The following is a 12,459-nucleotide window of genomic DNA, read 5'->3' as shown; positions in this document are numbered from 1 at the left end:
CTGGTGGAACGGTGGCGGGCTGGACAGCGTCCACTCCAGCGTCGTCGCCCCCTCGCCCCAGGGATTATCCGGCGCCTTCTTGCCCGCGATCAGCGACCACAGGATGTTGACGAAGAAGATCGCCATGCCGGCCGCCATGATCATATAGCCGATCGTCGCGATATTGTTCCAATGCGCGAACCCGTCCGGATAGTCCGGGTAGCGGCGCGGCATGCCCTGCAGGCCGAGGAAGTGCATCGGGAAGAACAGCAAATTCACGCCGACGAAGAACACCCAGAAATGCAGCTGGCCGAGCACCTCCGAGTACATCTTCCCCGACATCTTCGGGAACCAGTAATAGAAACCGGCGAAGAGCGAGAATACCGCGCCCAGGCTGAGCACGTAGTGGAAGTGCGCGACGACGTAATATGTGTCCTGCATGTAATCGTCGACGCCGCCATTGGCGAGCACCACGCCGGTCACGCCGCCGACGGTGAACATGAAGATGAAGCCGATCGCCCAGACCATCGGAGTCGGAAAGCGCAGCGAGCCGCCCCACATCGTCGCGATCCACGAGAAGATCTTGATGCCCGTCGGCACCGCGATCACCATCGTCGCGGCGGTGAAGTACATCTTCACGTTCACGCTCATGCCGGTGGTGAACATGTGGTGCGCCCACACGACGAAGCCCACCACGCCGATCGCGACCATGGCATAGGCCATGCCGAGATAGCCGAACACCGGCTTGCGGCTGAACGTCGCCACGATGTGGCTGATGATGCCGAAGCCCGGCAGGATCATGATGTACACTTCGGGATGGCCGAAGAACCAGAACAGATGCTGGTACAGCACCGGATCGCCACCACCGGCCGGATCATAGAAGGTGGTGCCGAAATTGCGGTCGGTCAGCAGCATCGTGATCGCGGCGGCCAGCACCGGCAACGCCAGCAGGAGCAGGAACGCGGTCACCAGCACCGACCAGGCGAACAACGGCATCTTGTGCAGCGTCATGCCCGGCGCGCGCATGTTGAAGATCGTGGTGATGAAGTTGATCGCGCCCAGGATCGAGCTGGCGCCCGCCAGGTGGAGCGACAGGATCGCCATGTCGACGCTCGGCCCCGGCTCACCGTAGGTGGAGAGCGGCGCGTAGACGGTCCAGCCGGTGCCCGCACCCCCGAAGAACGGCGAGGCGAGCAGCAGGATGAACGCCGGGACGAGCAGCCAGAACGACACGTTGTTCATGCGCGGGAACGCCATGTCGGGCGCGCCGATCATGATCGGCACGAACCAGTTGCCGAACCCGCCGATCATCGCCGGCATGACCATGAAGAACACCATGATCAGCCCGTGCGCGGTCACCAGCACGTTCCACAGGTGCAGCGCCTGATCGAAGGTCTGGTCGCCGCCGTGCAGCATCGCCGCCCAGGCGGGTAGATACTGGATCCCCGGATGCATCAGCTCGGCGCGCATCAGCCCCGAGATCGCCCCGCCGATGATCCCCGCGACGATCGCGAAGATCAGATACAGCGTGCCGATGTCCTTATGGTTGGTGGACATGAACCAGCGCGCGAAGAAGCCGGGTTTGTGATCGGCATGCGCGTCATGATGGCCGTGGTCGTGCGCCTGGAAGGCGGACGGGTGGAGCGCGGTATCGGTCATGGTCTCAGCGTCCGGCTTCGCCGACGCCACCGGGGTTGCCGGTTGCGCCCTGCGGGGAAGTGGTGGGGGTATCGGTACCGTTCTCGGTCGGGCCCGTCAGGTTGCCGGCGTCGGCAGCATCGGTCATCACCGCCGCCGAATTGTCGGCGCCCGGCTGCGGGATCACCGCGTTCGACGGCGTATTGGCCGCGGGCATCGATCCTCCCTTGGCACGGATCCAGGCCGCGAACTGGGCCGGCGACACCGCCTCCACCGCGATCGGCATGAAGGCGTGGCGCGCGCCGCACAGCTCGCTGCACTGGCCGAAATACAGGCCCGGCTTCTCGATCGTGAAGCTGGTCTCGTTCAGGCGCCCCGGGATCGCGTCCAGCTTGATCCAGAAGGCGGGCACCGCCCAGCTGTGGATCACGTCGTTCGCGGTCGTGATCAGGCGGATCGGCACGCCGACCGGCAGGACGACGCGATTGTCCGCGGCCATCAGGCGAGGCCCGTCGGAGTCGGTCCGGAATCGCTCACCCGCGCCGACCTGATTCCGCTCCTTCAGCATGTTGGCGGTGATCTCGATCCCGCCGTGATCGGGATATTGATAGCTCCAAAACCACTGGTTGCCGATCGCCTTCAGCGTCACCGCATTGGCCGGGGCAGGTTTGAACTGCGCCTGCAGCAGCCCGATCGAGGGCACCGCGATCGCCACCAGGATCAGCACCGGCACCAGCGTCCACGCCACCTCGATCAGCGTGTTGTGGCTGGTCTTCGATGGCGTCGGGTTCGCCGAAGCGCGGAACCGCACGACGACGATCGCGAGCAGGACGAGAACGAGGATCGAGATCGCGGTGATCAGCGGGAACAGCACGCGATCGTGAAACCAGTGCGCGCGCTGGCCATTCTTGGTTACCTGCGGCTGGATCCGTGCCAGGCCATCGGTCGGCTGGCCGATCATCGGGCTGGGGCTCATCGCCGGCGCGCCGTCCTGCGCCAGCGAGGGCGACGCGGGCGCGGCATCGGCCTTCTGCACCGAGCCGCCGGCCGGGCCCTGATTCGAATCGGCGGGACGCAGCCCGGTCGGCGCCGCGGTCGCGGCCGTGGCGGGAGACGTCGCGGCGGGCGCAGGCGCCTGTGCCAGCGCCGACGCGCCTCCGGCCAGCCCGGCGAATGCCAGGCTCGCGGCGAGCATCCATCCCTTGAACCCGGTGTTCAGCATCGTTCTATCGTCACCCCTGCTCGTCGTACACGCGGCCAGGCACCGGCGCATACCGGGCGAGTGATCGCCCCTCCACGCTCGACCTATAGGCAGACGAACCCAACGCCTCAAGGGGGACTGAAACACTCGTTTTGAGAGGATGCCGCGTTGCGCCGCGACGACGGCGCTTCTATGGCGCGCGGCAGGAGGCGTGACGTTCCGATGACCGACACGATGGACGAAGCAGCGGTGCTCGCGGAATTCCGTGCCGCCGATGCCCTGCTCGAGGGGCATTTCATCCTTTCTTCGGGATTGCGCAGCCCGCGATACCTGCAATGCGCGCGTGTGCTGATGGACCCGCGCCGCGGCGCGCGGCTGGCGTCGGCGCTCGCCGCCACGCTGCCCGAGGCGCTGCGCGCCCGGATCACCGCGGTCGTGTCGCCGGCGATGGGCGGGGTGATCGCCGGGCATGAAATGGCCCGCGCGCTGGGGGTGGAGGCGATGTTCGTCGAGCGCCCCACCGGCACGTTCGAGCTGCGCCGCGGCTTCCGCCTGTCACCGGGGCAGGAGGTGCTGATGATGGAGGATGTCGTCACGACGGGGCTGTCCTCGCGTGAGGCGATCAAGGCGATCGAGGCGGCCGGCGGGCGCGTGATCGCCGGTGCCGCGCTGGTGGACCGCTCATCGGGCACCGCCGATATCGGCGTGCCCTTCTATCCGCTGATCCGGCTCGACGTACCCACTTATGAAGCGGACGCGGTGCCGCCCGAACTGGCCGCGATCCCCGCGATCAAGCCCGGCAGCCGGGCCGCCGCATGACCGGCGCCGCGCCGCTGCGTCTCGGTGTCAACATCGATCACGTCGCGACGGTGCGCAACGCGCGCGGCGGCGCGCTGCCCGATCCGGTCCGCGCCGCGCTGCTGGCCGCCGATGCCGGCGCGGACGGCATCACCGCACATCTGCGCGAGGATCGTCGCCACATCACCGATGGCGATATCGAGCGGCTGGCGCACGGGCTCGCCATTCCGCTCAACCTGGAAATGGCGGCCACCGACGAGATGCTCGCGATCGCGCTGCGGCATCGCCCGCATGCCGCCTGTATCGTTCCCGAAAAGCGGGAGGAGCGGACCACCGAGGGTGGGATCGATGCCGCCGGGCACCATCATCGCCTGGCCCCGATGGTGCGCGCGCTGCGCGATGCCGGCGTCCGGGTGTCGCTGTTCATCGAACCCGACCCGCGCCAGATCGCGGCGGCGGTGTCACTGGGCGCGCCGGTGGTGGAGCTGCATACCGGGCGATACGCGGATCTTGACGGGGAACAGCGCGGTGCGGAGCTGCGCCGCCTCTCCGAGGCCGCCGCGCTGGCGGCGAAGAACGGCATCGAGGTGCACGCCGGCCATGGGCTGACATTTGACAATGTCGTGCCCGTCGCCGCCATCCCGCAGCTAAGGGAGCTGAACATCGGCCATTTCCTGATCGGCGAGGCGATCTTCGTCGGGCTGGAGGCGAGCGTTCGGCGGATGAAGGCGCTGATGGAAAGCGCGCGATAATGATCGTCGGGCTCGGCTCCGACCTGTGCAATATCGAGCGGATCCAGGCCTCGCTCGATCGCTTCGGCGAGCGGTTCGAAGCGCGGGTGTTCACCGCCGCGGAGCGCGCCAAGGCGGCGCGACGGCCCTATACCCGCGCCGGCACCTATGCGAAGCGCTTCGCCGCCAAGGAAGCGTTCGCCAAGGCGGTCGGCACCGGCTTCAAGGCCGGGGTGTTCATGAAGGATATCGGGGTCGTCAATCAACGTTCGGGCGCGCCGACGCTGGCGCTGACCGGCGGCGCGCGCGAGCGGCTCGACACGATGATCCCGGCCGGCCATGTCGCGCGCATCCATCTGACGTTGACCGACGATCACCCCTGGGCACAGGCGTTCGTGATCATCGAGGCGGTGCCCGCCGGGGACGAAAGCAAGTGAATGAGTGACGATATGGCCCTGCCCGGCGACCGTTCCGGAGACCCCGTCCCCACCGAGGCGACTGGCGACAACCCGCCCGCCCGGTTCGACTGGTGGAGCGAGGTGAAAGGGCTGCTGTGGCTATTGCTGGCGGTGCTCGGCTTTCACAGCTTCATCGCCAAGCCGTTCTATATCCCGAGCGAATCGATGCTGCCGGGGCTGATGGTGGGTGATCGGCTGGTGGTTTCCAAATTCGCCTATGGCTGGTCGTTCGTCTCGCCGACGATTCCCAATCCGGTCGCGATCATGCGTGACGTCGTGCTGCACCAGCCGGTCGACAGCTGGTCGGTGCAATTGCCGTTCATCCATGGCCGGCTGTTCGGTCGCCTGCCCGAGCGCGGCGATGTCGTCATCGTCACCCCGCCGGGGCAGTCGAGCGACTATATCAAGCGCGTCATCGGCCTGCCCGGCGACACGCTGGCGGTGCGCGGCGGGGTGGTGATCCTCAATGGGCGGCCGGTGACGCGCAGCGCGCCGCATTACCGCGATCTGCCGGTCGACCGGAACGCCACCTGCGATCCCGCGCAATATTATCAGGCACGCATCGTCCGCCCGGACGGTTCGATGGTCTGCCACCTGCCAATCGTGACCGAGACGCTGCCCAACGGCCGTCGCTACGACACCGTCGACCTCGAATCGGACAGCCCGGGCGACAATTATGGCCCGGTCACGATCCCCGCCGGGCATGTCTTTCTGATGGGCGACAATCGCGATCGTTCCGCCGACAGCCGCTTCGCGCTGGGCGGGTTCGAGCGCGGCCTGGGCGGCCCGGTGCCCTATGAGAATCTGGGCGGGCGTGCTGAATTCATCACCTTCTCGCTCGACGGGGAGGCGACGCTCAACCCGCTGACCTGGCCGGGGGCGTTCCGCGCCGGGCGCACCGGCACGTCGCTCCATGCCGAGCGTGTGCGATGAGCGATCCCGCCACCGCCCGCGAACAGGTGTCCGTCACCCCCGGCCCGAGCCCGCACGAGGTGCGCGACGAGGCCACCCGCAACGAATTGCGCAAGGCGGCGGTGTGGCTCGGCATGGCGAGTGCGATCGCGTTGATCGTCCTGCTGATCCAGCCGCTGCTGATCATCTTCGCCGGGCTGGTCTTCGCCGCGCTGCTGGATGGCGGCGTGCGATTGCTGGGCCGGGTGTTGCCGATCGGGCGCGGATGGCGGCTGCTGATCGTCTGCCTGCTGACGATCGCCTTCCTGTTCGGCACCTTCTACCTCGCCGGCGTGCAGATCACCGATCAGGTGATGCAGTTGCGCTCGACGATCGAGGCGCAGATCGGTCGCGCGGCGTCATGGTTGTCATCGCACGGACTGATGCCCGGCGTCTCCGACCTGAGCGGCATGGCGCGGCAGGCATTGTCCTCGGTAGGGCGGGTCACGTCGTGGCTCGGCACCGCGGCGGGCGCGATCACCAGTCTGTTCATGATCATGGTCATCGGCCTGTTCGTCGCGATGGATCCGCACATCTATGAGCGCGGGCTGCAATGGATGATCCCGGCGGCGCAGCGCACCGAATTCGCGCTGACGCTGCGCCGGATGGGAGAGACGCTGCGCCGCTTGCTGGCGGGGCGCCTGCTGGGCATGGCGTTCGAAGGGGTCCTGACCGCGGTCGCGCTGTGGATCGCCGGGGTGCCGATGGCGCTGATCCTCGGCATCATGACCGGGCTGCTGGCGTTCATCCCCAACGTGGGTGCCTTCATCTCGGGCGCGTTGATGGTCGCGGTGGGCTTTTCCGCCGGGGTGCATACCGGGGTGGTCGCGATCGTCGTCTATATCGTGGTGCAGACCTTCGACGGCTATGTGGTCATTCCCATGGTGGCGAAGCGCACGGTCGATCTGCCCCCTGCGCTGACGCTGGGCGCGCAGATCATGGCCAGCGCGCTGTTCGGCATCCTCGGTCTCGCCCTGGCCGACCCGATGACCGCGATGGTGAAGGCCGCGATGGAGCGTCGCGCCGAGCGGCTGGAGGAAGACGGCGCCACGCCTTCCGAGGACTGACCGCGCGAGCGCGCCGGGAGGTGGCGATCGGCGCGCCATTGGCAGGACGGGCGCAAGGCTCTACAGGCAGGACCGTTCCGCGCCCTGCGCACGGGATGCAGGATGAACCGATTGCGCGCCGACGACCCGACACCCAACCCGTCTTCCGCCGAACACGTTTCCGCCTCTCTCGCGGCGTTGCAGCCGGTCGAGACCCTGAAGCGTCGCTGGCCGAAGATCCTGGGCGCGGCGGTGACGATCGCGATGCTGATCGGGTTGCTCGAGGAACTGTTCGGCCAGGGCCTTGCCGGGCTGCGGCGGGCGGTGCCCGCGTCGCCCGGATTCTACCTCTTCTTCCTGCTGTCATATTTCGCGGTGCCGGCGTTCGAATTTCTGATCTTCCGGCGATTGTGGGCGGTGCCGCCCTCGGCCTTCATGGCGCTGAACCGCAAGCGGGTCGCCAATGACGTGCTGATCGGCTATTCGGGCGACGCCTATTTCTACGCCTGGGCCAGCGCCCGGCTGAAGATGGTCGCGGCGCCGTTTGGCGCGGTGAAGGACGTCAGCATCCTGTCCGCGATCGCCGGCAATCTGTCGGCGCTGGTGCTCGGCGCGGTCGCGCTGCCGCTCGGCTATGAACTGATCGAGCCGCACATCCTGCGCATGATCCTGTGGTCGCTCGGGCTCGCGATGGTGCTGCCGGCGCTGTTCCTGTTCTTCTCGTCGCGGGTGTTTTCGCTGACCCGCCGAGAGTTGTGGTTCATCTTCTGGATGGAGCTGGCGCGGATCGCATTCGCGAACGTTGCGATCGCGCTGGCCTGGGGATTCGTCATCCCCGCGGTGCCGCTCGGCATCTGGATGTTCCTCGTCGCCGGGCGCCAGCTGGTGTCGCGCCTGCCGCTGGTGCCCAACAAAGACCTGCTTTTCGCCACCTTCGCGATCCTGATCATCGGGCATGATAAAGCCTTGTCGGACTTGATGGCCTTCACCGGCGCTTCGACATTGGCGATGCATCTGTTGCTGACCGCATCGTTCGGCGTGGAGTATCTGTGGGAAAGGAAGCGGGATTGGGACGCAACGGGCTGAGCCTCGCGCTCGCGGCGGCGATCGTCGCCACGGCTGGCGCGCCTGCCGCGCGGGCACAGGTACTGGGCAGTGACGCCGCGGCCTGCAACACCGGGCAAGGTCCGGCCGTACGGGTCGCGATCACCGGGCTGAAGGATATGCGGGGCGAACTGAAGCTGGAACTGTATCCGGCCAATGAGGACGATTTCCTCGCCGGGGAAGACGAGCTGACCGCGCAGGGCAAGCCGTTCCGCCGCGTCACCGTGCCGGTGCCGGCTGGCGGCGGCGCGACGATGTGCATCCGGGTGCCGCGTCCGGGTCGCTGGGCGCTGTTCGTCGGCCATGATCGCGACGGCAAGCGCAAATTCAACTTCTGGAGCGACGGCGCGGGCTTTCCGTCGAACCGCCGCATCGGCCGGGCCAAACCGAAGCTGGCCGATGCGCTGATCGACGTGGGGCCGGGAATCACCACCACCAGCGTGCGCATGCAATATCTGCGCGGGTTGGGCGGCTTCGGGCCCATCGGATAAGAAGGAGACGAGGCCGATGCGGATCGTCGACGTCAACGAACTCTATTCGCCCACCGGGGGCGGCGTGCGCTCGTATATCGATCGCAAGCTCGCGATCCTGCCGGAACTGGGGCATGAGCAGATCGTGATCGCGCCGGGGCGCGAGGACCGGATCGAGGAACGGCCCGGCGGATCGAAGATCATCTTCGTCAAGGCGCCGGGATTGCCGTTCGACTCGAACTACGGCCTGTTCTGGGAGGCCGCGCCGGTCCACCGCCTGCTCGACGAACTCAAGCCCGACGTGGTCGAGAATTGCTCGCCGTGGCGTTCCGCGCGGATCGTCGCCGGCTGGCAGGGCCCCGCGATCAAATCGTGGTTCCTGCACAACGACAACAAGGAAGCCTATCCCAAGCGATGGTTCGCCCGGGTCGCGTCGGAAGCGACGATCGAGCGCGCGTTCGGCTGGTACGACCGGTATATGACGCGGATGATGGCGCCGTTCAACACGATCGTCACCAACGGGCCGACGCTAACCGACCGCCTTACCGCGCGCGGGCTGCGGATCGACGCGACGATGACGCTGGGGATCGAGCGGCAGCATTTCTCGCCCGCGCTGCGCAGTCCGGCGTTGCGCGCGGCGATGCTGGCGCAATGCGGGCTGCCGGAGGATGCACATCTGCTGATCGGCGTCGGGCGGCACCATCCTGAAAAGCAATGGCCGATGGTGATCGACGCGGTGCGGCGCGCGGGCACCCGCCTGCCGGTCGGGCTGGTGCTGTTGGGGCTTGGCCCCGACACCCGCACGCTGGAACGCCATATCGCCGATAGTCCGCACGTCCGGCTGTTCCAGCCGGTCTATGATCGCGTTCAGCTGGCGTCATTGATGGCGAGCGCCGACGCCTTCATCCACGGCTGCACCAGCGAGACGTTCGGCATGGTCGCGTCGGAAGCGCTTGCCTCCGGTCTGCCGCTGATCGTTCCCGACAAGGGCGGCGCGGCGGCGGTGGCGAAGCCCGCCTATGCCGAAACCTATCGTGGCGGCAACGCCTATGAATGCGCCGCCGCGATCGTGCGGCTGTTGTTGCGCGATCGGCCGCTGGTGCGCCGCGCCGCGCTGGTCGCGTCGGAAACGGTGCTAAGCGACCGCGACCATGCCGCCGCGCTCGTGGCGCATTATCAGGCGATGATCGACGCGCGCGCCGCCGATCCCGGCGCGGTCGCGGGCAGAAGGTCCGCATAGGCGGACGCGCGATGCCTCGGGAAGGCGGCGAAGGTCCAGTCGATGCTGTCGAGCAATTGCGGCACCGTCACGTCGCCGGGGTGCACCGCGATCCGCACCGTCTCGCTTGGCTGCAACACATGGCGCAGGATCGCGGCGGCCGCCAGCGAGCTGAGCTGACGCGGCCGTGAACGGCTCGCCCAGGTGATCACCGGGCCACGCGCGACGATCGCGGCGCGGCCCTCGACGCCCGGCCGCCAGACGCGGGCATGGTCCTCCGCCAACGCGAAACCGGCATCGCCGAGCGCGATGCGGGCATCATCCGAATAGAGCCACGCCGGCGCGATGAAGCCGGTCGCGGCGCGCCCGGTCAGATCCTCGACCAGCGCCTTGCCGCGCCGCATCCGCGCCAGCGCCTCGGCATGGTCGAGGCCCAGAAACTCACCCTCGCCCGCGGTCATATGCTTCGCTTTCAGCGCCGCCGCCCCGCGGTGCGCCGAGTCGTCGAGATGCGACCAGCCGTGGACGAACATCTCGATTCCCGCGTCGGCCCAGGCGCGCAGGCGCGCGCCGAACGCAGCGGTGATCGGCGCCTGGTTCCAGTGATCGGGCACCACCAGCATCGCGAGCCGTGTGCCGACATGCGGCGCAAGACGATCAAGCAACTGATCGACCGCGCTTTCGAAGCGGGGCGAGACATCGTGGATCGAGGCGAGAAGGCGCTTCATGGGCCCGGTTCCAAGCATGCGCGAGACAGCAATTCAACCATTCATCTACCCTCGGCGGCGCGGCTGTCATCATAGCGTCACCGATTGCGGCGCATCGCCATCGGGTCGATCGTACTGCCTTCACCAAAGGATGCTCCGGATGCCGCTGACGCTTTCCCGCCGTAGCCTGCTTGTCACCGGAACCTTGGGGCTTGGCGCCTTCGCCGTGCCCGGCCTTGGTGTCGCCCAGACCGTGCTGGCGGCGCGAGGCTTCACGCATTCGGTCGCCAGCGGCGAGCCCGGCGCGGATTCGATGCTGTTGTGGACGCGCTTCGTTCCCGCCGCCGGGGATTCGGCGCGACTCGTCGCGGAAGTGAGCGAGACCCCCGATTTCGCGCGCATCGTCGCCACCGGCGCGGCGATCACCGGCGCCTGGCGCGACTGGACGGTGAAGATCACGGTCGATGGCCTGCGCGCCGGGCAGCGCTATCATTATCGCTTCATCGCGGCGGACGGCACGCGCTCGCCGGTGGGCGAGACGAAGACCCTGCCCGATAGCGCGGCGCCGATGTGGCGCGCGGCGGTCTTCTCCTGCTCGAATTTCGGGTTCGGCTGGTTCAACGCCTATGGCCATGCCGCCGCGCGCGACGATATCGATTGCGCGATCCACCTCGGCGACTATTTCTACGAATATTCACCCGGCAATTACCCGCCGGCCGCGGCGCAGGTGGCCGGACGCGTGCCGCAACCGCTGGCGGAAACGATCCATCTTGCGGACTATCGCCTGCGCTATGCCAGCTATCGCGCCGACCCGGATCTGCAGGCATTGCACGCTCGCGTGCCGTGGATCGTGCAATGGGACGATCACGAAAGCGCGAACGATTCGTGGGAGGGCGGCGCCCAGAACCACGATCCCGCGACCGAAGGCGACTGGAACACGCGCCGCGCCGCCGCGGTGCAGGCCTATCGCGAGTGGATGCCGGTCTCGGACGAACCGTGGAAAGCCTATGACATCGGCACGCTCGCGACGCTGTGGCGCACCGAGACGCGGCTGTTCGCGCGCTCCCGTCAGAACGAGATCGCCGACATCATCGGCAGCGGCGATCCGGCGACCGCGCTGAAGGCGTTCCGCGACGGTGCCTGGTCGGATCCGGCGGTGACGATGCTGGGATCGCAACAGGAAAGCTGGCTGGCGCATGATTTGACCCGCTCCGTGCGGCAGGGGCAGAAATGGCAGGTGGTCGGCTTCGGCACGATCCTCGGCAATTTGCGGACGCCCGAAGTGGCGGGAAGCTGGATCGATCCCGGCAACAAGCGCGCGGTGGGCTATGTCACGGCGTCGATCGCCGCGTCCCAGGCAGGATTGCCGGGCAATCTCGATTCGTGGGGCGGCTATCCCTCGGCGCGCGCACGCTTCCTGAAAAGCGCGCAGGCGGCGGAGGCGAACCTGATCGTGATCTGCGGCGACAGCCACAACGCCTGGGCATTCGACCTGGCGCAGGATGGTCCGGCGGGGGTCGAGTTCGCCGGGCATGCGGTGACCTCGCCCGGCTACGAAAGCGCGATCAAGCGGGATCCGCGCGACGTGGCGCGTGCGATGGTAGCGGCCAATCCGGAGCTGAAATGGTGCGACACGTCGCGGCGCGGCTATATGGCGCTGACGATCACCCCGGAGCGCGTGCGCAACGACTGGCTGTTCGTCGATACGATCCGCGATCGACGCCCGACCGCGACGGTGGGGCATAGCGCCGAGGTGATGCGCGGGCAGCGCGTGATGACGGCCTAGGCGCCCATGGGAGGGGTCGTCAGTGACGCCCCCTCATCGTCCTCAAGCGCCTGCGCGAGCAGCGCGCGGATATGGCGGAGCGTCATCAGCGGGTCGTCCGCGGTTGCCACGGGCACGCGCGGGTCAGTGGCCAGCAGTTGCTGCACCCCTTTAATCGTATAACCCTCGTGATTCAGCAGCCGGTCGATCCGTTCGACCAGCGCAATATCCTCGGGTCGGTAGTAACGGCGGTTGCCCGCGCGCGTGACCGGCCGCAATTGCGGAAAACGCGCTTCCCAATAGCGCAGCACGTGGGCGGCGATCCCGGTCGTCTGGACGACCTCGCCGATGGTGCGGAATGCGGCGGCGGACTTGGTTTCCGACGCCACCCC

General features: G+C 67.6%; 13 protein-coding genes. 9 read left to right on the top strand and 4 right to left on the bottom strand.

Annotated features, from left to right (window positions below; genetic code table 11):
* Together ctaD and coxB are read right to left on the bottom strand one after the other, a co-directional pair.
* On the bottom strand, positions 1-1,638 hold a 1,638-nt coding region (gene ctaD / locus ACFDSW_RS03480; RefSeq protein WP_375248885.1), incomplete at its 3' end, for a cytochrome c oxidase subunit I.
* A gap of 4 nt (positions 1,639-1,642) precedes the next feature.
* Positions 1,643-2,839 (bottom strand): cytochrome c oxidase subunit II, encoded by a 1,197-nt coding sequence (gene coxB / locus ACFDSW_RS03475; RefSeq protein ID WP_375248884.1) that lies wholly within the window; start codon positions 2,837-2,839, stop codon positions 1,643-1,645.
* A gap of 213 nt (positions 2,840-3,052) precedes the next feature.
* Between coxB and pyrE the strand changes: the two genes are divergently transcribed.
* The 8 genes from pyrE (at position 3,053) to ACFDSW_RS03435 (ending at position 9,616) form a co-directional block, all read left to right on the top strand.
* Entirely contained in the window at positions 3,053-3,637 is a 585-nt protein-coding gene (gene pyrE / locus ACFDSW_RS03470) for an orotate phosphoribosyltransferase (RefSeq protein ID WP_375248887.1), read from the top strand.
* Complete coding sequence (locus tag ACFDSW_RS03465; RefSeq protein ID WP_375248883.1) at positions 3,634-4,368, top strand: pyridoxine 5'-phosphate synthase; 735 nt, start codon at positions 3,634-3,636, stop codon at positions 4,366-4,368. Before pyrE ends, ACFDSW_RS03465 begins: the two co-directional genes overlap by 4 nt.
* Positions 4,368-4,784 (top strand): holo-ACP synthase, encoded by a 417-nt coding sequence (gene acpS / locus ACFDSW_RS03460; RefSeq protein ID WP_375248882.1) that lies wholly within the window; start codon positions 4,368-4,370, stop codon positions 4,782-4,784. Before ACFDSW_RS03465 ends, acpS begins: the two co-directional genes overlap by 1 nt.
* Complete coding sequence (lepB, locus tag ACFDSW_RS03455) at positions 4,785-5,738, top strand: signal peptidase I (RefSeq protein ID WP_375248881.1); 954 nt, start codon at positions 4,785-4,787, stop codon at positions 5,736-5,738.
* The gene (locus ACFDSW_RS03450) at positions 5,735-6,823 is read left to right on the top strand and encodes an AI-2E family transporter (protein ID WP_375248880.1); all 1,089 of its coding nucleotides are present in this window, start codon (positions 5,735-5,737) and stop codon (positions 6,821-6,823) included. The genes lepB and ACFDSW_RS03450 overlap by 4 nt, the downstream gene beginning before the upstream one ends.
* Before the next feature lie 102 nt (positions 6,824-6,925).
* A complete protein-coding gene (locus tag ACFDSW_RS03445) occupies positions 6,926-7,888 on the top strand; it encodes a hypothetical protein (RefSeq protein WP_375248879.1) in 963 nt (320 codons plus the stop codon).
* Entirely contained in the window at positions 7,870-8,397 is a 528-nt protein-coding gene (locus tag ACFDSW_RS03440) for a DUF2141 domain-containing protein (protein WP_375248878.1), read from the top strand. Before ACFDSW_RS03445 ends, ACFDSW_RS03440 begins: the two co-directional genes overlap by 19 nt.
* A gap of 16 nt (positions 8,398-8,413) precedes the next feature.
* A complete protein-coding gene (locus ACFDSW_RS03435; protein WP_375248877.1) occupies positions 8,414-9,616 on the top strand; it encodes a glycosyltransferase in 1,203 nt (400 codons plus the stop codon).
* On the opposite strand, the gene ACFDSW_RS03430 is transcribed toward ACFDSW_RS03435, so the two are convergent.
* Positions 9,553-10,323: a DUF2334 domain-containing protein gene (locus ACFDSW_RS03430; RefSeq protein WP_375248876.1), complete on the bottom strand. Its 771-nt coding sequence runs from the start codon at positions 10,321-10,323 to the stop codon at positions 9,553-9,555. The two genes, ACFDSW_RS03435 and ACFDSW_RS03430, sit on opposite strands and share 64 nt — an antisense overlap.
* Positions 10,324-10,462: 139 nt before the next feature.
* Here ACFDSW_RS03430 and ACFDSW_RS03425 point away from each other — a divergent pair, with 139 nt between their 5' ends.
* Entirely contained in the window at positions 10,463-12,088 is a 1,626-nt protein-coding gene (locus tag ACFDSW_RS03425; RefSeq protein WP_375248875.1) for an alkaline phosphatase D family protein, read from the top strand.
* Here ACFDSW_RS03425 and ACFDSW_RS03420 read toward each other — a convergent pair.
* Complete coding sequence (locus tag ACFDSW_RS03420; protein ID WP_375248874.1) at positions 12,085-12,456, bottom strand: MerR family transcriptional regulator; 372 nt, start codon at positions 12,454-12,456, stop codon at positions 12,085-12,087. The genes ACFDSW_RS03425 and ACFDSW_RS03420 overlap by 4 nt on opposite strands.
* Positions 12,457-12,459 lie beyond the last annotated feature (3 nt).

The sequence above is a fragment of the Sphingomonas sp. genome (assembly GCF_042091075.1).
Taxonomy (GTDB): Bacteria; Pseudomonadota; Alphaproteobacteria; order Sphingomonadales; family Sphingomonadaceae; genus Sphingomonas.
Note: the sequence above shows the minus strand (reverse complement) of the source record. Positions and strands in the feature narration are given on the sequence as shown.